General features: G+C 38.2%; 23 protein-coding genes. 8 read left to right on the top strand and 15 right to left on the bottom strand.

Annotated features, from left to right (window positions below; translation table 11 throughout):
- Positions 1 to 178: 178 nt before the first annotated feature.
- The 12 genes from mgtE to AC27G3_RS01575 all read right to left on the bottom strand — a co-directional run bounded on the left by mgtE (position 179) and on the right by AC27G3_RS01575 (position 9,874).
- On the bottom strand, positions 179 to 1,534 hold the full coding sequence (mgtE, locus tag AC27G3_RS01630; RefSeq protein ID WP_487118158.1) for a magnesium transporter: 1,356 nt from the start codon (positions 1,532 to 1,534) through the stop codon (positions 179 to 181).
- A gap of 306 nt (positions 1,535 to 1,840) precedes the next feature.
- Positions 1,841 to 2,116 carry an HPr family phosphocarrier protein gene (locus AC27G3_RS01625; RefSeq protein WP_487118156.1) on the bottom strand — a complete coding sequence of 92 codons (276 nt, stop codon included), beginning with the start codon at positions 2,114 to 2,116 and terminating at the stop codon, positions 1,841 to 1,843.
- Positions 2,117 to 2,183: 67 nt separating this feature from the next.
- On the bottom strand, positions 2,184 to 3,038 hold the full coding sequence (rapZ, locus tag AC27G3_RS01620) for an RNase adapter RapZ (protein WP_487118155.1): 855 nt from the start codon (positions 3,036 to 3,038) through the stop codon (positions 2,184 to 2,186).
- Between the two features lie 40 nt (positions 3,039 to 3,078).
- Positions 3,079 to 3,561 carry a PTS IIA-like nitrogen regulatory protein PtsN gene (gene ptsN, locus AC27G3_RS01615; protein ID WP_487118153.1) on the bottom strand — a complete coding sequence of 161 codons (483 nt, stop codon included), beginning with the start codon at positions 3,559 to 3,561 and terminating at the stop codon, positions 3,079 to 3,081.
- A gap of 72 nt (positions 3,562 to 3,633) precedes the next feature.
- Positions 3,634 to 3,921, bottom strand: coding sequence for a ribosome hibernation-promoting factor, HPF/YfiA family (gene hpf / locus AC27G3_RS01610; protein ID WP_487118151.1), 288 nt, complete (start codon positions 3,919 to 3,921; stop codon positions 3,634 to 3,636).
- Between the two features lie 37 nt (positions 3,922 to 3,958).
- The gene (locus AC27G3_RS01605) at positions 3,959 to 5,470 is read right to left on the bottom strand and encodes an RNA polymerase factor sigma-54 (RefSeq protein WP_487118149.1); all 1,512 of its coding nucleotides are present in this window, start codon (positions 5,468 to 5,470) and stop codon (positions 3,959 to 3,961) included.
- Positions 5,471 to 5,572: 102 nt separating this feature from the next.
- The gene (gene lptB / locus AC27G3_RS01600) at positions 5,573 to 6,301 is read right to left on the bottom strand and encodes an LPS export ABC transporter ATP-binding protein (RefSeq protein WP_487118147.1); all 729 of its coding nucleotides are present in this window, start codon (positions 6,299 to 6,301) and stop codon (positions 5,573 to 5,575) included.
- 3 nt (positions 6,302 to 6,304) lie between these two features.
- On the bottom strand, positions 6,305 to 6,763 hold the full coding sequence (gene lptA / locus AC27G3_RS01595; RefSeq protein ID WP_487118145.1) for a lipopolysaccharide transport periplasmic protein LptA: 459 nt from the start codon (positions 6,761 to 6,763) through the stop codon (positions 6,305 to 6,307).
- Between the two features lie 22 nt (positions 6,764 to 6,785).
- Complete coding sequence (lptC, locus tag AC27G3_RS01590; RefSeq protein WP_487118143.1) at positions 6,786 to 7,352, bottom strand: LPS export ABC transporter periplasmic protein LptC; 567 nt, start codon at positions 7,350 to 7,352, stop codon at positions 6,786 to 6,788.
- Positions 7,349 to 7,912 (bottom strand): 3-deoxy-manno-octulosonate-8-phosphatase KdsC, encoded by a 564-nt coding sequence (kdsC, locus tag AC27G3_RS01585; protein WP_487118141.1) that lies wholly within the window; start codon positions 7,910 to 7,912, stop codon positions 7,349 to 7,351. The genes lptC and kdsC overlap by 4 nt, the downstream gene beginning before the upstream one ends.
- Complete coding sequence (locus tag AC27G3_RS01580; RefSeq protein WP_487118139.1) at positions 7,912 to 8,877, bottom strand: KpsF/GutQ family sugar-phosphate isomerase; 966 nt, start codon at positions 8,875 to 8,877, stop codon at positions 7,912 to 7,914. Before AC27G3_RS01580 ends, kdsC begins: the two co-directional genes overlap by 1 nt.
- A 25-nt stretch (positions 8,878 to 8,902) precedes the next feature.
- The gene (locus tag AC27G3_RS01575; protein WP_487118137.1) at positions 8,903 to 9,874 is read right to left on the bottom strand and encodes a calcium/sodium antiporter; all 972 of its coding nucleotides are present in this window, start codon (positions 9,872 to 9,874) and stop codon (positions 8,903 to 8,905) included.
- Positions 9,875 to 10,297: 423 nt separating this feature from the next.
- Here AC27G3_RS01575 and mlaF point away from each other — a divergent pair, with 423 nt between their 5' ends.
- The 7 genes from mlaF to murA are packed head-to-tail and all read left to right on the top strand — an operon-like array spanning position 10,298 to position 14,985.
- On the top strand, positions 10,298 to 11,113 hold the full coding sequence (gene mlaF / locus AC27G3_RS01570) for a phospholipid ABC transporter ATP-binding protein MlaF (protein WP_487118136.1): 816 nt from the start codon (positions 10,298 to 10,300) through the stop codon (positions 11,111 to 11,113).
- A complete protein-coding gene (gene mlaE, locus AC27G3_RS01565; RefSeq protein WP_487118135.1) occupies positions 11,113 to 11,901 on the top strand; it encodes a lipid asymmetry maintenance ABC transporter permease subunit MlaE in 789 nt (262 codons plus the stop codon). The genes mlaF and mlaE overlap by 1 nt, the downstream gene beginning before the upstream one ends.
- A 22-nt stretch (positions 11,902 to 11,923) precedes the next feature.
- Entirely contained in the window at positions 11,924 to 12,394 is a 471-nt protein-coding gene (gene mlaD / locus AC27G3_RS01560) for an outer membrane lipid asymmetry maintenance protein MlaD (protein ID WP_487118133.1), read from the top strand.
- The gene (locus AC27G3_RS01555) at positions 12,394 to 13,104 is read left to right on the top strand and encodes an ABC transporter substrate-binding protein (RefSeq protein WP_487118131.1); all 711 of its coding nucleotides are present in this window, start codon (positions 12,394 to 12,396) and stop codon (positions 13,102 to 13,104) included. The genes mlaD and AC27G3_RS01555 overlap by 1 nt, the downstream gene beginning before the upstream one ends.
- A gap of 3 nt (positions 13,105 to 13,107) precedes the next feature.
- Positions 13,108 to 13,413: an STAS domain-containing protein gene (locus tag AC27G3_RS01550; protein ID WP_487118130.1), complete on the top strand. Its 306-nt coding sequence runs from the start codon at positions 13,108 to 13,110 to the stop codon at positions 13,411 to 13,413.
- 9 nt (positions 13,414 to 13,422) lie between these two features.
- Entirely contained in the window at positions 13,423 to 13,680 is a 258-nt protein-coding gene (locus tag AC27G3_RS01545; protein ID WP_487118128.1) for a BolA family protein, read from the top strand.
- A 45-nt stretch (positions 13,681 to 13,725) separates the two neighbouring features.
- Complete coding sequence (murA, locus tag AC27G3_RS01540; protein ID WP_487118126.1) at positions 13,726 to 14,985, top strand: UDP-N-acetylglucosamine 1-carboxyvinyltransferase; 1,260 nt, start codon at positions 13,726 to 13,728, stop codon at positions 14,983 to 14,985.
- Between the two features lie 173 nt (positions 14,986 to 15,158).
- Here the strand turns inward: murA and AC27G3_RS01535 are convergent, their stop codons facing one another.
- The 3 genes from AC27G3_RS01535 to AC27G3_RS01525 all read right to left on the bottom strand — a co-directional run bounded on the left by AC27G3_RS01535 (position 15,159) and on the right by AC27G3_RS01525 (position 18,372).
- Positions 15,159 to 16,370 (bottom strand): trypsin-like peptidase domain-containing protein, encoded by a 1,212-nt coding sequence (locus tag AC27G3_RS01535; RefSeq protein ID WP_487118125.1) that lies wholly within the window; start codon positions 16,368 to 16,370, stop codon positions 15,159 to 15,161.
- A 121-nt stretch (positions 16,371 to 16,491) separates the two neighbouring features.
- Positions 16,492 to 17,847, bottom strand: a complete 1,356-nt coding sequence (locus AC27G3_RS01530) for a Do family serine endopeptidase (RefSeq protein WP_487118123.1) — start codon at positions 17,845 to 17,847, stop codon at positions 16,492 to 16,494.
- Between the two features lie 72 nt (positions 17,848 to 17,919).
- Positions 17,920 to 18,372, bottom strand: a complete 453-nt coding sequence (locus AC27G3_RS01525) for a Z-ring associated ZapG family protein (RefSeq protein ID WP_487118121.1) — start codon at positions 18,370 to 18,372, stop codon at positions 17,920 to 17,922.
- A gap of 200 nt (positions 18,373 to 18,572) precedes the next feature.
- Here AC27G3_RS01525 and zapE point away from each other — a divergent pair, with 200 nt between their 5' ends.
- Positions 18,573 to 19,688: a cell division protein ZapE gene (gene zapE, locus AC27G3_RS01520; protein WP_487118119.1), complete on the top strand. Its 1,116-nt coding sequence runs from the start codon at positions 18,573 to 18,575 to the stop codon at positions 19,686 to 19,688.
- Positions 19,689 to 19,913 lie beyond the last annotated feature (225 nt).

The raw sequence follows: 19,913 nt of genomic DNA, 5'->3' as shown, positions 1-19,913 counted from the left end.
AGGTTAATTAGGTGAGCTACTTTATACGAAGAATAAATAACGAAGTACTGCATTATTTTAACCAGTAGAAATGACCACCTAGTTAGTGAGATTGGTATAATTATGGGGAAGCGTTGAAGCTTCCCCATTTTTTTGTGATTTTTCAGTTTTGATATTTAAGTTCAAAGACACAAGGTCGTTAGGTAAGCAGTAAAGTAGCGGTACCTAAAAAGGCAAATATACCAACCACATCGGTTATTGTGGTCAGTAATACAGTACCTGCAAGCGCTGGATCTATGTTCATACGCTTTAAGCCCAAGGGGATTAGTACGCCCGCGAGTCCTGCGGCGGTCATATTCATCAACATAGCAAAGGCAATGACTCCACCTAACATCATATCTTGCTTCCACAGTGCAACAACACTAGCAATTAATAAAGCCCAAATAACACCATTTAAAATGCCGATGGCGAGCTCTTTAGTTAATAAGGCGCGAGAGTTACTATCGCCAATATGGCCTAATGCCATTCCTCGGATAACTAAGGTTAAGGTTTGGTTGCCTGCCACCCCGCCCATGCTTGGCACAAGGGAGTTAAGTACGGCAAGAATGGCAAGTTGCTCAAATACCCCTTCAAATAAGCTGGTAACAGCAACGGCGAGTAACGCGGTAACTAAATTAATCCCCAGCCAAACGGATCGTTGTTGAGTACTTTTTACAACAGGAGCAAAGGTATCCGCCTCATCATCTAAACCTGCCATACTCATCATGGTATGTTCAGCGTCTTCACGGATTATATCGATAACATCATCAATTGTAATACGGCCTAATAATCGACCTTCATCATCAATGACAGGTGCTGATAACCAGTCGTAACGCTCAAAGAGTTGGGCAACGGCAGCTTCTTCCATATCCGCGGATACGGCTTGTATTTCTTTATCAATTAACGACGATATGCTGGTTTCAGGTTTTGCTGTGACTAATGAAGATAATGATACCGCGCCTTTAAAGACATCATCGCGATTAACCACATAAAAAGAGTCGGTTGCATCAGGTAGCTTACCTTTTAACCTTAAATACCTTAAAACAACATCAACAGACACATCAGGACGAAGCGTGATGGTGTCTGTATTCATAATACCACCAGCAGTGTCTTCACCAAAAGAAAGCGCGGCTTCAACCCTTGCTCTATCTTGACTGTCCATGCTGTTGAGCACTTCACGGTAAACTGCGTCAGGCAGGGTTCTTAAAACTTCGGCTAAATCATCAACGTCCATGCCTTCGGCAACAGCTGCCAGTTTTTCAGGCCGCATGCTTTTGAGGATGCCTTTACGAACCGATTCATTGAGCTCTTCGAGTACTTCACCATGATTGTCTGGATCGATTAACTGCCATAATACTGAGCGTGTTTTACCTGGGGAGGATTCAAGGATGAGTGCTATATCGTACGCAGGCATATTTTGAAGAAGTTTACGTACGGAAACAAACATACCGCTGCCGAGTGCTTCATTAACTTCTTGCAAGCGCTGTTGATTGATTTCTTCTGATATTTCTGGCATATATCAGCCTTAATTCATCTAAATTCTGGAAAGTAATGCTAAGTGAAAGGCTTACTCAATTTAACACAATAGATATAAGTTAATGGTTTAGGATGGTTGATTTAGTGTACTTGTAAGATTGCAATCAACGCTAATATTAACTTTTTACCCTGTTGGATAGTTAACGGTTTAAGTTTCACTTGATTTAGTAGGATAATGATAACGCTTGTTATTATTTATCGCCTTATAAGAGGTAAAGTTTATCGCAACTTTGTGTTTTTAGCAGCTTTTTTCTTATCATTGGCTCGATAAAAATAACAGATAGGATTATTCAGACTCGTCAAATTTGTTGGTAAATAATTGTGTGATACTGCTAAGGGCTGCTTGCGCATCTTCGCCTTGAGTAATTATTTTAACACTTTTTCCTTTTGCGCCAGCCAATAACATTAACGCCATTATACTACTGGCGTCTGCTTGTTTATTTTCTAATACTAGAGTTATTTTTGCTTGAAACTGCATACTCAATTGAGCAAGTTTTGTTGCTGCACGAGCATGTAGACCTAATTTATTGGTAATGATAACGTCACGTTCGAAGGTTTCCATAGTCTACGCTCTTTTTAAAGTCATAAGGTAATGTGAGCTGAATGCTCGAACTTATGGTAAATAATAATTAGCTACTCATCACTTCAATATCTCGATGGTGCGTCTGAATATCTTTACGCTCTTTTCTAAAGTTACTGGCTAACAACTCTGAAATGTAAACTGAACGATGTTTGCCACCTGTACAGCCAATGGCAATAGTTACATAGCTACGGTTATTGCGCTCTAAGTGAGGTAGCCAAGTCATCATAAAGCTGTTTATTTGCCAAATAAACTTAGTAATTATAGGCTGGCTAGCTAAAAAATCTTTTACAGGTTGATCTAACCCGGTCATGCCTTTGAGCTCTTTTTCCCAAAATGGATTAGGTAAAAAACGGGCATCAAAGACAAAATCTGCATCGATAGGGATGCCGTGTTTATAGCCAAATGACTCAAAAACTAAGACCATAGAACCTGACTTTTTACCTAACACACGCTCTCTTACTAAATCGGCAAGTTGATGCGGGCTTAATTCGCTGGTGTTGATGTATAAATCAGCGCGTGTTGATATGGGTTCTAATAATTTTTTTTCTAATGAAATGGCTTGATCAAGCGCGACATTTTGTTTAATTAACGGATGCAAGCGGCGTGTTTCACTAAAGCGCTTAATTAAATCATTATTATTGGCATCAAGATAAAGAATATTGAGCTCTACGGCATTGGGAAGATAATCAATGATTTCGGAAATATCATCAGGATCTTTTGGTAAATTCCGCACATCTAGACTGACGGCAACCGTTTCATAATCGTTAATAACCGTGTGAATAAGCGCAGGAAGTAAATTAACAGGAATATTATCAACGCAGTAATATCCTAAGTCTTCCAACACTCTAAGAGCCACTGACTTTCCTGAACCAGAGCGACCACTGACGATGATAAGTTTCATATTGTTACCTACAATTAAAAAGGGCGTAAAGGTTTATTAACTAACTGATTGTTTGGATAAAGTCGAAGAGTTGCTCGTTATCGCGGCATTTTCTTAATTGCTTACAGTTATTTTTATCACTAAAGAGTTGAGCGATGCTTTGCAGGGTACTTAAGTGTTCTTCACAACAATCCTCGGGAACAAAGAGTGCGATAAAAATATCGACTGGGCGATTATCTATGGCATCAAATTCAATAGGTTGTTCAGTGGTTATTAATACGGCCACTACTTTTTGGTCGCTTTGAATACGCCCGTGAGGGATCGCGATTCCATTACCAATGCCTGTGCTACCCATTCTTTCCCTGGTCATTAGGCTTTCAAGTAACTGGTGCTGATCTAAGCCGGAAATTTTATTAACCGCAATGGAGCAAACTTCTTCAAGAATACGTTTTTTACTATGGATACTCACTAAACAGTGGGTACAGTCTTTGGTTAGGATATCTTGCAACTTCATCATATATTTCTGCGGTTTATCAATATTCATTGGTACACCTTTTTAGTTACTGTCACTGGGTAGGATCAGCAAATAAAAAAGTGATTGTGAGCTTGTGCCAATCTAATGGTGATTGACTTTGCCTTTGTATTTTAAAATTTGTTTATCAAGTTTATCTATTAACAAGTCTATCGATTTATACATGTCTTCATTCGCTGATGAAGCAAAAACTTCACTACCTTTAAGGTGCAAGGTTGCCTCGGCACTTTGCTTGAGTTTTTCTACAGTGAGCACAATGTGGGCGTTATTGATTTGATCAAAATGACGCTCTAATTTAGAAAATTTGTTATTGACATACTCTCGTAGAGAACTCGTGATTTCAACATGGTGGCCAGTAAGATTAATTTGCATAAACGAGATCCTTATTAATTAAAAATTTCAAATAGTATTAAAGTAAACTTTTTCGTTGATTCGAAGGCGGAATAGTTAAAGATTCACGGTACTTAGCAATAGTTCTTCTAGCTACGTTGATCCCTTGATCTGCTAAAAGCTCTGCTATTTTGCTATCACTTAATGGTTTAGACGGTATTTCTGCGGCAATCAGCTTTTTAATTAAGGCTCTGATGGCCGTTGATGAACATTCGCCGCCATTTTCAGTGCTAACATGGCTAGAAAAGAAATATTTGAGTTCAAAAATTCCTCTAGGGGTATGCATATATTTTTGTGTGGTAACACGCGATATGGTTGATTCGTGCATATCAACAGCTTCGGCAATATCATTTAACACCATAGGGCGCATTGCTTCTGGCCCATGCTCAAAAAACCCTTGTTGCCGCTGCACGATACAGTTTGAGACTTTCAATAAGGTATCGTTGCGTTGCTCAAGTGACTTAATGAACCATTTAGCTTCTTGTAAGTTAGAACGAATAAATTGATTATCACTGGAAGATTTCATCGTCCGAGTTAATGCCGCATACTGCTGATTGATAGATAATTTAGGTGCGGTATCAGGATTGAGTTCAACCATCCAACGACCATTTTTCTTTTCTACAGAAACATCAGGAATGACATACTGATCATCACTTTTAATGACCGCATCGCCAGGACGAGGGTTAAGCGTTTGAATAAGACGAATAACTTCCCGAAGTTGATCTTCTTTTAACTTGGTTTTGCGCATTAGTTGGCGGTAATCACGGCTGCCAAGTAAGTCAATATGTTCACTGATAACTAATTTACACTCAGCTATCCAAGGTGTCGACGGTTCAAATTGGTTCAATTGAATCAATAAACAATCGGCAATTGAACGAGCAGCAACACCGATTGGGTCAAACATATTGATACGTTTCAATACCGCTTCAACTTCATCTAATTCGACATCCTCTTTGGCAATACTCTCAAGAATGTCTTCACAGCTTACGGTGAGGTATCCTGCATCATCAACAGCGTCAATTATTGCAGTTGCAATAGCTCTATCAGTGTCGCTAAAAGGAGTTAATTGCATTTGCCAATGTAAATGGTCTTGAATAGAGTCTTGAGTTTCACCTTGGTAGGTGTAATCTTCTGATGGTGCTGAGTTACTGACACCTGAGCTAGCTGTTCCTGCGCTATATGAATCATCCCAAGTTGTGTCCATATTTAACTCATCTGGAATGTCATTCTTTTCCATAGCTTCTGTTGTACTAATTTCATCGATAGTTGGGGTGGAGTCTTCACTACCGTCACTCGTTTTACTTTCATTAGCACTTGCAGAAGGGTTATGACCTTCTTCTATATGATCCGCTTTATTTTCGTTTGAAGCCGGTCCACTTTCATCCACTTCTAATAGTGGATTGCTTTCAAGCGCTTCTTGAATTTCTTGTTGGAGATCTAACGTTGATAACTGCAACAGCTTTATTGCTTGTTGCAGTTGTGGTGTCATGGTTAAATGTTGTCCAATACGGAGTTGTAATGTAGGGCGCATTTACCTTTATAAATTTCCTAGTTAGTTTAAATAAAGCATAGTTTACGTTATTGAGAAAAGGTGTCTTTTCTTAAAATAAATTTACTTATTTGTATTCCATCACTATAACGTGAATTGTTCACCTAGGTATACATCTCTTACGTGTTGATTCGCAAGTATTTGTTCTGCATTACCTTCGGCAATTAATTCACCATGACTTACAATATAAGCGTGTTCACAAACATCGAGAGTTTCTCTGACATTATGATCGGTAATAAGTATGCCAATACCACGCTCTTTTAAATGGATAATAATCTTTTTTATATCGCCTACTGAAATAGGATCAACACCTGCAAAAGGCTCATCTAGTAAGATAAACTTGGGATCGGCAGCTAATGCTCTTGCTATTTCTACCCGTCGGCGTTCACCACCAGATAAACTCATACCTAAATTATCTTTGATATGGCTGATATGAAACTCTTCTAATAAATGTGCGAGTTTTTCATCACGCTCAACCTCTGTTAGTTCTTTTCTAATTTGAAGTATCGCCATGATATTTTCGGTGACGGATAGTTTTCGAAAAATAGATGCTTCCTGAGGTAGATAGCCAATACCTTTGCGTGCTCTTTCATGCATCGGCGATAGAGTAACATCTTCATCGTTCAAGACAATGCTGCCACTGTCATTGGGAACTAAACCGACAATCATATAAAAAGACGTGGTTTTTCCTGCACCGTTTGGCCCTAATAACCCGACAATTTGGCCTGCTGCCACTTTTAAGCTGACATCCTTAACCACTAAACGTTTTTTGTAAGATTTAGCCAAACCATTGGCGATAAGTGTCGCAGTCATATACTAAGGAGTTACCTTTTTTTGAGGTTGTAATACGGTTGAGGTTTTCTCGTTTTGATTGCCAATGGCATCAAGTTTCTCGGTAAGAGTGTTATAAGTAATTTGGCTACCTTTAACTTCACTACCCGCTTGTTGAAGCAGGGCATTCCCCGAGATAACTAATGAATGTATTGCCGGTTCATAGGTAATCTCGTCTGCTTGGAGTGATATTTTACTACCATCAGCTAGGGTTTGCTCGAACCTTGCTGGGTTTCCTTTGGCAACATAAACTTCTTCATCAACTTTTGCTTGATAAATTTTAACTGAATCGGCTTTAATCGTTAAAGTACCTTGCTGAATAACAACGTCGCCAATATAGCTGGCAATTTTATTTTTCAAGTCACCAGCCTGACGATCCGCAGAAATCATAATTTCTTGTTCAAAATCTGGCTTTTCATTTGCCGAAATTACGAAAGTTGTCATCGCCGAGCTAAGCAAAAGTATACTAGCTGTTATCTTTTTTAAAAGTAGTTTTGTCATGTTCAGTTAGTGTCATCTGGGTTGTGTTTATATCAATAATTAGTCCGGTGCCATACATAGTAAAATTTTTGCCATAGACAATCACTTTTTGGTTGGAGCTAATAATATTAGTTGTTAAGTCGAGCTCTAAAGTTTTACCATGAACTTCTTGTATTAAAAAGTCTTTCTCTGTGCTGGTAATTCTTATGGTATTTTTTAAGACTACTCTATTGTTATTATATAGTGTCGCTTCTTTTGCACTAACTTGCCATGGTGAACCTGATTTTTTTGGATATAAGGTATAGTTAGGTAGTTCAAAATGGGTAAACTCTAATTCAGTATAGTGCTCCATGCGATCTGCTTCAATTTCGTGGGACAAGGTGCCCTCGGGATTATAAATCGCACTTTTTAACGACTCAGCAATAAAGTCTGGTGCTAAATCGCTGTCGATAGCATCTGTTGGTTTTTTATTGGCATTACGCCATTCAGTTAACCCGTAAAGGCACGCACCTAATAAAAATATGACTATAGCCCATCTGGACAGTAGACTCATACACTTGCACCTTTAGCGTCGGCTAATGTGCCTTGGGCAAGCATTATCATGTCACAAACTTCTCTAACTGCACCGAAACCGCCACGAATAAAGGTGATGTGATCAGCGTGTTTTAACACACTTGGGTGAGCGTCCATAACGGCAATTCCTAAACCTACGGCTTGTATACAAGCGAGATCTGGTACATCATCACCAATATAAGCAATTTCATTTAATTGGATATTTTGTTGTATGGCTAGAGCTTTAAGTGCAGGGAGTTTATCCTCTTCACCTTGAATAATATGATGGACATTAAGTGCTTGCATACGATTAGAGACAATTTTTGATTTTCTACCGGTAATAATCGCGATATCAACACCACTTGCGCCTAATGCTTTTATGCCAAAGCCATCTTTGGTATGAAAGGCCTTAAGTTCTTCACCGTCATTACCTAAGTAAATACGACCATCGGAGAATACGCCATCGACATCACACACGAGTAACTTTATTTGTTGGGATTTTTTTAAAATCTCAGGGTTAACAAAACCGTAAAGGGTATTACTACTTGATGAAGGGGCCATTATAAAACTCCTGATTTTAATAAGTCGTGCATATTCATCGCTCCGACAGGAATATTGTGTTCATCAACAATAATTAAGCCGTTAATTTTTTTATCTTCCATAATCTTTAAGGCTTGTGCAGCTAACATATCAGAATTTGCAGTCGTTGGGGAAGTTGTCATAACTGAAGTAATTAAGTCTTGATGAATATCGACTTTAGCATCGAGTATTCTTCGCAAATCACCGTCAGTAAACAGGCCGAGTAATTGATTGTTATCGTCAATAATGCCTGTCATACCTAAACCTTTTAACGACATTTCAACTAAAGCATCTTTAATGAGCGCGTTTTTAGAGACGAGCGGTAAGCGTTCTCCAACATGCATAATGTCATTTAATCGTAATAATAACTGTTGACCTAAACTGCCGCCGGGGTGAGAAAGAGCAAAGTCATTTGCAGTGAAGCCTCGGGCATTAAGTAAAGCTACAGCTAACGCATCACCCATAACTAAAGTGGCTGTAGTGCTTGACGTAGGAGCTAATCCTAAAGGACAAGCTTCTTGAGATACTTTTATACAAATATGAGTATCAGCAAGTTTAGCGAGTGTCGAAGCAGAATTTCCTGTCATAGATATAAGTTTAGCACCGATACGCTTAATAACAGGAATGATTGCTAGTACTTCACCTGTTTCGCCTGAGTTTGATATGGTTAATACAACATCGTCGCTGGTGATCATACCTAAATCTCCATGACTAGCTTCGCCCGGGTGTACAAAAAAAGCAGGTGTACCTGTGCTGGCTAAAGTGGCGGCAATTTTTCCACCAATATGTCCAGATTTACCCATACCAATAACAATTACGCGGCCTTTACAGTTAAACATTAACTGACAGGCGAGCTCAAAGTTATCGTCAATATACTGTAATAACTCGTTAATTGATTGCTGCTCAATTTCAATGACTTGAGTGGCGAGAGCTTTAAAATTTTTCATAGGGGTACTTATTGATATCAATTATTTAACTAAACAAAAGTGCTTGGTAGCCAAAGAAGCTTAAAAATAACAGCCCACCTTTGACACGTGTCATCCTAAAAGCGCCTGATTTACGACTAAAACATAATATAAAAAGTAATAAGGTCAGTGCAATCATAACCGGGACGTCTCGAGTTATGGCTTCAGGATTTACCGGACCAGGAGCGATTAACCCGGCAAAAGGTAATACTGCAAGAATATTAAAAATATTAGACCCAACTACATTACCTAATGCTAAATCATCTTCTTTTTTCAATACACTCGCCACACTTGCTGCTAGCTCTGGTAAGCTAGTACCCAATGCAACAATTGTTAAACCAATGACTAAGTCACTAATACCAAAATTTCTAGCAATAAACACCGCAGATTCTACTAAATAATGCGAACTCAATATTAACAATCCCATGCCAACGACCAGCCAAAAGATAGATTTTATTGTCGTAGTTCCTTCAGGTAACTCTTGTTCAGCCTCTAAAACCATAGGATCTTGTGGGCCATTATTTTTTCTTTGAATAATTGATTTAATTAACAGTGTCGCGATAAAAGCAAAGAAACCTATCATTAAAATTAAGCCTTCGCCAAAGGTAAAGATATTGTCGGATAACATCCAATAAGTCACTATGGTTAATAATAGTACGAAAGGCAATTCTTGTTTGATAATAGATGAAGAGACAACGATAGGTTTAATCAGCACTGTTAAGCCTAGTACTAAAGCAATATTGGTAATATTAGAGCCGATAGCATTACCAATTGCGGTATCAGGACTGCCTTGTAAAGAAGCGGAAGCTGCAACCATCATTTCTGGTGCAGAAGACCCCATTGCGACTATGGTCAAGCCAATAATCATAGGAGAAACACCAATGTTTCTTGCTAAAGATGAAGCCCCAATAACAAATTTGTCCGCACTCCAGACTAATACGACAAGAGCAATTAATAAAATTAAAACCTGAATAACCATTCATCCTCCATTATTTATATCTAAGCTGAATTGATTGAGGTAATACAACCGACAAAGATATCATGGCTAAATTGTCCCTTGTTGTAAGGCAAAACAAAAGTAATATTCGTCAATGAAGGCAAAAAAAACGCACCTTTTTATTTTTGAGCCAGTTTTTAGATAAAAGGATGCTAAAAATGGTCAGATTTTCAACAGTAGATCTCTTAAAAATAAGTAAAAGTGGGGGCTGTTATCGTGACATAGCTTAATGTAAAATAGGAATTCACAATTTTTTTACATTCTCTTACAATACTTTATCCATATTAGCGTTATATTATCGCTATTCGACATTATTTTTAATGAACAATTTCGTCTGCTAGGTTACTATTCGCGGACTTAAATAATTACATTGAGTTTGTCGTTTTACTTATTTATTAGGAAATCATGTCTGAAACTTTAGTTGAGATTAAAAACATCACGTTTAAAAGGGAAGAACGTGTTATTTATGATGACATTAGTTTGTCGATCCCTAAAGGTAAAGTCACGGCAATTATGGGGCCAAGCGGCATAGGTAAGACGACCTTACTTCGATTAATTGGCGGACAGCTAAAACCAGAGCAGGGCCAAATTCTGTTTGATGGTCAAGACATACCACAACTTTCTCGAAAATCTCTTTATCAAACGCGCAAGCGTATGAGTATGCTCTTTCAAAGTGGTGCACTGTTTTCTGAAATGTCTGTTTTTGACAACATTGCTTTTCCAATACGTGAGCATAGCCAACTTGATGAGAAAATTATTGAAAAAATTGTCTTAATGAAACTCGAAGCCGTAGGTTTACGTGGCGCTCGAGATTTATTCCCAAGTGAACTTTCCGGAGGTATGGCGCGAAGGGTTGCACTTGCTCGTGCAATAGCACTTGATCCAGAACTTATACTTTATGACGAACCTTTTGCGGGGCAAGATCCAATTTCGATGGGAGTTATTGTTCGATTAATTCGCTCATTAAGCGATGCGTTAGGTTTAACGTCGTTAGTTGTATCTCATGATGTCCCAGAAGTCATGAGTATTGCTGATTATATTTATATTATCGCAGAGCAAAAAATTATTGGTCATGGCACTCCAGAACAAATTTTACAAGCTTCATCGCCGCTCGTTCAACAGTTCGTAAAAGGTGAGGCTGATGGCCCCGTACCATTTCATTTTAATGCGCCTGATTATCAAAAAGAGCTACTTAATACTACGAATAAAGGGATCAGGTAATGGACGCAATTATTTCCCGATTGGAAGGATTAGGAAGAAAAACCCTTGCACTAATTAGTGGTCTAGGGCGAGCTGTCATTTTATTAACGTCAGCAATTTTTCACCTTCCTAATCCTAAAAAAGGTTTTCCTTTATTAATTCAGCAGCTTTATGCGGTTGGTTGGCTCTCATTAGTTATTATCGTTGTTTCGGGGACTTTTATTGGTATGGTGTTGGCCTTACAAGGCTACACTATCCTTGTCGGGTATGGCGCTGAAGCAAGTTTAGGTCCTATGGTTGCTCTGTCTTTATTAAGAGAGCTGGGGCCTGTAGTTGCAGCATTGCTGTTTGCTGGTCGAGCAGGATCTGCACTTACTGCTGAGATTGGATTAATGAAAGCCACTGAGCAGTTATCTAGTTTAGAAATGATGGCCATTGATCCTTTGCGTAGAGTAATAGCACCTCGTTTTTGGGCTGGGTTTATCAGTTTGCCTTTGTTAGCCGCTATTTTTTCAATGGTAGGAATATTAGGCGCACACCTTGTAGGTGTTGATTGGCTTGGTGTTGATAGCGGAACCTTTTGGTCGGTAATGCAAGACCAAGTAGATTTTCAGAAAGATATTTTAAATGGTATTATCAAAAGCGTGGTATTTGCTTTTGTTATTACTTGGATTGCTGTTTATAAAGGCTATGACTGTAACCCGACCTCTGAGGGGATTAGTCGGGCGACTACTTCAACAGTAGTGCAGTCGTCATTGTTAGTTTTAGGTTTAGATTTTATCCTAACTGCGTTAATGTTTGCGCGGTAATTTTAAAGGTTTGGTGAAAGACATGATGTCTAAAAAAGTAGAGTTATTGGTAGGAGTATTTGTGGCATTCGGTATTGCCGCATTATTAATGTTGTCATTAAAAGTGGCCAATAGCGGTATTTCAGGGAATAGTGATACTTACGTATTAAAAGCTAAATTTGACAATATTGGTGGCTTAAAAGTACGTTCACCGATTAAAGTCGGGGGAGTAGTTGTTGGTAGAGTTAGTGATATTTCACTGGATGAAGATGACTATACTCCCGTAGTGACACTCGATATTAACGTTAAGTACAACCGGTTTTCTGAGGCGACTTCTGTTGCTATTTTAACGGCAGGTTTACTAGGTGAACAATATATTGGCTTGCAGCCTGGCTTTATTGATGACTCTCTAGAGATGTTAGTTCCTGGCGACTTTATAGAAGATACAAAACCTGCTCTAGTATTAGAAGAATTAATTGGTCAATTTTTATTTGGTCAAGGAAGTGATGAATAATGATAATTAAATGGAAGAATAACTTGTTTCAGAATAAAAAAATATTACTGGCTTTTTTATGTGGGCTAAGCCTACACGGTATGGCAGAGGAGGCAAACTCATCGCCTCAATCGAGCCTTAGTTCAGCAAGTCAAAAAGTGGATAAGAAAAATCCTTATGAAATGATTGAACAAGTTTCACAAATCACCTTTAAACGCTTTGCCAATGAAAGCAGTGAAATTAAAAATAACCCTAATATTTTAAAAACAATAGTCCGTGAAGAGTTGATGCCTTATATCAACTATAAATACTCAGCGTTTAAAGTAATTGGTAGTCAGCTTAAAAAAACGACGAATGAAGAGCGTAATGCATTTGTTCCTGTTTTTCGTGAGTATTTAATTACTTCATATGCGCAAGTGTTTACATTGTACGATAACCAAGAGGTACAATTTTTCCCTGGCCAAGATCTAGAAGGTAAGACTATTGTCGCTGTTAATACTCGCGTGATTATGGAAGGTCGAGATAATATCGATATTGCCTTTAAAGTGCGGAAAAATAGAAAAACAGGTGACTGGAAAGCGTTTGATATGATAGCTGAGGGGGTGAGCTTACTTGATAGTAAACAAGCCGAATTAGGTAGTATTATCAGGCAAAAAGGTCTACCGTATGTGACTGAGCTTTTAAGAGAAAAAAGTCAACGTGATATAGTTTTCAAAGCATCGAAAGGCTAACGAGTGAGTAAAATTGTACTAACTAAAGTTGAGCAAACTTTAAGGCTTTCTGGTGAGTTAATTCGCCAAACGGTGCCATTAATCCCTAATAATGAAAGTAGGCAACTATTAAAAGAAAACAACGCTAATATTGACTTAGCTGAAGTCACTAAAGTCGATACCGCTGGTTTAGCTTGGTTACTTACTCAAGTTGAATATGCACAAGCAAACGATTGTCATTTATCATTGCTGCATATACCTTCAAATCTTATAAAATTAGCAGAGCTAAGCTCTGTACTAAGTTTTTTACCAATAAATACAAATTCGTAGGAGATAATTTTGGACGTTTCTGAAATTGAAAAATTAATTAATGATGCTATTTCACTAGATGAATTGCATGTCGCATTTGACGGCTCACAATGTAAAGTTATCGCAGTAGCCGATATTTTTGGAGAATTAAGTAGAGTGAAGAAGCATCAAGCTATTTCTGTACCTTTGGCAGATGTGATTAAAGCTGGCACTATTCATGCGCTTACAGTAAAAACATTTACTACAGAGCAATGGAAGCGTGACAAAATGTTTAACTTACCTCTTTAGCAAATCACATTTATCTTTTCAATTATTATCAATAAGTAGCAAATTTTGGACGCATTTAAAATTATTGGTGGGAATCCACTACGCGGTGAAGTGACTATATCCGGAGCTAAAAATGCGGCTTTGCCGATTTTGATGTCGGCACTTCTTTCTGAAACCCCTGTTGTATTTAATAACGTTCCTAAGTTAAATGATATTTTAACTACCGTGAAGTTATTATCACAATTAGGCGCAAAAATTCAGTGGTTATCAGAAGACAGTTTAGAAATTGATGCAAGTGTGATCGACCATTGCAAAGCTTCTTACGATTTAGTAAAAACAATGCGGGCTTCTATTTTAGTCTTAGGGCCTTTATTAGCTCGTTTTGGTCATGCTGAAGTGTCATTACCTGGCGGTTGCGCTATTGGCGCAAGACCTGTAAACCTTCATATACATGGGCTTAAATTGATGGGCGCTGAGGTTGATGTTGAAAATGGTTACATCAACGCTAAAAACAATGGCCGTTTGTCTGGCGCAACTATTTTTATGGATACCGTTAGTGTTACAGGCACAGAAAATCTATTAATGGCAGCAGCACTTGCTGATGGTATAACCGTCATTGAAAATGCAGCTCGAGAGCCTGAAATTGTTGATCTTGCTAATTGCTTGATTTCAATGGGCGCAAAAATTACTGGTGCAGGTACTGATACCTTAACCATTGAAGGTGTTGAGCGCTTACAGGGAAGCACATACAGTGTGATGCCTGATCGTATTGAAACTGGTACATTTTTAGTGGCAGCAGCAGTCACTCAAGGCAAAGTTAAATGTCTTAATACTGATCCTAAAGCACTTGATGCGGTATTAAACAAATTACAAGAAGCTGGAGCAGAAATAGCAACAGGCGATGATTGGATTGAACTAACCATGAACCAAGCTGCTAAGGCTGTTAATATTAGAACCGCACCGCATCCCGCTTTTCCTACCGATATGCAAGCGCAATTTGTTACCTTAAATGTTTTAGCACAAGGTACTGCAACAGTAACAGAAACTATATTTGAAAATCGCTTTATGCATGTGCCTGAGTTACAACGAATGGGCGCAGATATTTCATTAGAAGGAAACACAGCGATTGTAAAAGGGGTGAGTAGTTTAAACGGAGCACAGGTAATGGCTACTGATTTACGCGCCTCTGCTAGCTTAGTAATTGCTGGTTTAGTGGCAACAACCCAGACCCAAGTTGACCGCATATATCACATTGATCGTGGTTATTTACATATTGAAGATAAACTTAAAGCGCTTGGCGGCAATATCACACGTGTGAAAATGTAACCCTTAGGGTTTTGAAACACTAAAGCTAGCTATAACGAGTTATCGTTTTATATAATTTTAAAAGGATTAAAGTCACTTTAATCCTTTTTTTGTGTCTTGAGTTTAGGCGGTTTAATTTATTTAACCTGAACTCGGTTTAAGAGATGGTTAACAGTTTGAAAAATAGAAAATAATTATTGAGTTTGCTCTAGGATAGTCACAGGGATTTCCATAGGAGTGTTCTTTCTAAGTACTTTAAAAGTGATAGTTGTATTGGGTGAGGTTTCAGCGACAATATCTAATGCTTGAGTGACGCTTGTGATTTGGTGTTCACCAATTTGATAAATTAGATCTCCGGGTAGAATTCCTGCGATTTGTGCAGGGCTATTCGGAGCAATAGCATCAACAACAAACCCTTTATCTCCTCGGTACTCGGTATTCGTGATAATACCAAGCCAGCCGCGAACAACCCGTCCATTAGCAATAATTTTTTGCATCACTTTTGCGGCTAACTGATAAGGTACAGCTAAAAATATGCCTTGAATATTTATTTTATCATCTGTTACTTGTCGAGAGTTAATACCGACTAATTCGCCATGAGTATTAATTAACGCGCCTCCAGAATTTCCTTCGTTAATTGCCGCATCCATTTGTAAAAAGTCTAAATAACTTGTACTACTCATACCAACACGGCCAGTAGCACTGATAATGCCTTGAGTAACTGTTTGACCTAAGTTTAAAGGGTTTCCTATAGCAAGTACGACATCACCGGGCAGCGACGTTATATCGGCACGTTGGGGGATAACAGGAAGTTTAATTGCAGCATCAACTTTAAGCACTGCTAAATCTGTATAGCGATCAAAGCCAATAAGTTCGGCGGGATAAATTTGACCACTTTGTAAAACAACTTCAATTAAGTTGGTATTATGAACAACATGGAAATTCGTTAAAATATAGCCTAACGAATCCATGATAACGCCTGAGCCTAATCGAGAAGATTTTACTGTGTTGCGACCATATCTGGGATTACGTTGAATTTCAGAAGAATAAATATTAACAACCGCAGGCCCTGCAATACTTACTGCTTTGGCATATGAAACCGGGGGTTGTTGTTGTTGGTTAGGCTGAAAAAGTGCCAATATAGAATCATTATTTTGATAAGCAGGCACGATAAGTAAAACAGCGATGGCAAAAATAACGCCATAACTTGCAGCGGTAAAAATGTATTTAGCAATAGCGAAAATTGAATGAAATACTGTAGTAGCAGGGCGTGATGACAAAGTTGTTGTTATCCAGTTATTATTATAATTGATTAAGGCATGCTGATCTTTGGTTTGCACACTGCAGGTACGATTTGTTTTTTGCGGTGTATAAAGATTAACAACAAACAAATTTAAATTAACCATTTGTTAGGCTTAGTTTAGCGCAAGATAATCAAGAAGTGTGTAATAAAATAAAATTTTTAAAGTGGTTGCGAAAAAAAAGGGCTATTAATAGCCCTTTTTAGTTTATTTTTGTGGTCGTTTATTAGCGCACCATTAGATATAAATTTTGGTTGCCTCTGACTATTTTTAAAGCAAAAACCCCTTGCTGTTCTTTAAGTGATTTTCTTAACTCGGCAAGATTATTAATGCGTAAACGATTAATCCCGACAATGATATCATTGGGCTCTAGTCCAATCAGTAGTGCCGGACTGTTAGGAGCAACACTGGTTACCGTTACCCCAATACCTTGGGGGTTATTGACTAATTCACTGCCTTCAAGCATAGGGTGAATAGTCGAAGCGGCAACATTACTGCTGTCAGCGCGCTTGAGTTTTACCTTGAACACTTTCGGTCTATCATCGCCACGGACAATTGTTAATTTGATGCTTTTTCCTGCTCCTATTGAACCAATTTTTCCTCGTAGTTCACTAAAAGAGCGAATGTTTTTACCATTAATTTGTGTAATCACATCGCCGGCTTTTATACCTGCTTCGCTGGCGGCAGAGTTAGGGATAACTTGTTCAATAAAGCCACCTTGGGTAGCACTTAGTTCCATCGCTTTGGCAATTTCGCTATTAACACTTCTGCCAGAAACACCAAGTACGCCTCGGCGAATTTCACCAAACTCAATAATTTGATTAATTAAGTTTTTAACCATATTACTTGGAATAGCGAAACCGATGCCGACATTGCCACCACTGGGGCCTAAAATGGCAGTGTTTATGCCAATAAGTTCGCCTCTTAAATTAACTAAAGCACCACCTGAGTTGCCGCTATTAATGGCTGCATCGGTTTGAATAAAATCTTCATAATTCTCAATGTTTAATCCACTACGCCCAAGGGCACTGACAATACCAGATGTAACCGTTTGGCCTAAACCAAAAGGACTACCAATAGCGACAGAAAAGTCACCTACACGTAAGCTATCCGAGTCGGCAAATTTAATTTCTTTAAGATTATCAGCATCTATTTGTAAAAGTGCGATATCACTATCTTCGTCAGAACCAATTTTTTTAGCGGTATGTTGACGACCATCTTTTAAAGTAATTAAGATCTCGTCAGCTTCAGCAATAACATGGTTGTTTGTTACTATATAGCCTTCATCAGCATTAATAATTACCCCTGAGCCCAGCCCTCTAAATTGTCTTTCTTGAGAGGGATCTTGACGAGGGTTGCCAAAGAAAAATTTAAAGGCGTCAGGTATTTGTTGTTTAACTTCATGAGTACCTTTAACAGATATTAACACAACGGCTGGTGTCGCACTTTCTAGCATTGGTGCTAAGCTAGGCATTGCTTGGCCATTAAGTGATAAAGGGATAGCCCCGTGGCTTGGTAAACTGGTTAATGTAACGCTACCTGTAATTAATGCAGCACTGATTAAAAAAGATAATTTTTTCATACTTAAAAAGACTCCTTAAAAATAAGCATACTCAGTAACAGACCATCCTTATTTCTGTTAGTTCATCCAATCTTAGTTCGTAGTTGTAACACTTTGTTTCGAATCATCAAATAGACCACTAGGGTTGTTTGAATAATCAAGTGGCGGCTCTGTGACATCTTCACCTTCGTTGTCGATGCGCTTCTCATGACGAAGATTAACTGTTTGCGCTAGTTGCTCTTGTGTTTCCTTAGAAAAAAATGGCATAGCTTCGCCAGAAGGTGTCGCTTGTTGCAATAACTTAGTACTTTTTTCCATTTGTTTCATCGCAGACTGACAAGTACTGTTCATTTGATCTAACAGTTTCGTTGAGCTATCTAAGTGCTCTGCAACATCAATTTTATATTGCACTAATGCAGCTTCACTTTCGCTGACTTTTTTGGCTAGTTTTTGTTGCTCTTGACTCGATGCTGATAAGAAACGGTTAGCAAAAAATCCAGTTAAACTACCCACAATAAAAATAATTAATCCAGTGATAACATCCATACTTCAGTACCTCTAATTTGCCTATCAAAAATGGGAAACCTAAAAATCGAATATTTACGAGTTTTTTAACTTAACTACACATAAATGTGATTCGATAGGTATAATATAACGCGCCTTGGTAACTTTATACAAAGCTAACCTTAGTATATTTTAAAAAAATAATTGTTTCTCTATAGATTGTAAAAAAGAATGGTTCTTCAATGATTAAACTTTCTCCACTTGAGCAATACCAAAAAGATTTAACTCGCGATGATTTTCAATACGACGCTGCTCAAGAAAATGCAGTAAAGCACCTGCAGCGTTTATATGAAGATTTACAAAGTAAACCTGTAGCTGTTTCTGGCTTTAAAAAAGTCCTTAATCGTTGGAAAAAAGTCTATTCAAAACCTGAAGTAAGTCCAATTAAAGGACTTTATTTTTGGGGAGGCGTTGGACGGGGTAAAACTTATTTAGTTGACACTTTTTTCGACTGCTTGCCGTTTGAAAACAAAACACGCGTGCATTTTCACCGCTTTATGCATCGTGTTCATCAAGAATTGAAAACTCTAACTGGTCAGTCTGATCCCCTAAAAATCATTGCTAAACGATTTGCACAAGAAACCTGTATTATTTGTTTTGATGAGTTTTTTGTTTCAGATATAACAGATGCGATGATTTTAGGTACGTTATTTGAGGAGCTTTTTTCGCATAATGTCACGTTAGTGGCGACATCTAATATCATACCGGACGAATTATATCGAAACGGTTTACAGCGCGAACGTTTTTTACCTGCGATTAAATTAATTAACCAGCATACAGACATTGTTAATGTTGATAGCGGTGTTGATTACCGATTAAGAACATTACAGCAAGCTGAAATTTTTCATTATCCTTTAGATCAACAAGCGGATGATAACCTGCAAGATTACTTCGCTCGTCTTTCTACAGAGAAAGGTCAGCAAGGTGCCATTATTAAAGTTAACAATCGTGACTTACAAACCGTTGCAGTTGCCGATGGCATAGTGCATTTTGACTTTAGTATTTTGTGTGAAACCGCTCGTAGCCAAGGTGATTATATGGAATTAAGCCGTTTATATCACACCGTCTTACTTGCAAATGTGACGCAAATGGGCAGCGAAACAGATGACTCAACTAGACGCTTTATCGCCTTAGTTGATGAGTTTTATGAGCGCAATGTTAAATTAATTATCTCTGCAGAAGTTGCCTTAGAGGACTTATACAGTGGTGGGCGTTTAGCTTTTGAATTTAAACGTTGTTTATCTCGCTTGCAAGAAATGCAGTCTCATGACTATTTAGCGTCAGAGCATTTGCCATAATCATTTGCCATAATAAAGCGTAATACTGTGAAGTGCGGCAAGTAATTGCGAAATAAAAACACTTTGATTGAAAAATAGACGTGATCTTTAGCTTTAACTTCTGTACAATGCGCGTCCCTACGTTACTAACGTCTGATGTTTTTTCCAGAGCACAGACAGGGACTCGATACTCGAAGGGGTAATTGCGTAGTCTTTTTTAACCGATAGGTTGTTTTCTTTAATTTT

This window comes from Colwellia sp. SU-HH01217 (genome assembly GCF_057543495.1).
This window is presented reverse-complemented; position numbering and strand designations above follow the sequence as displayed.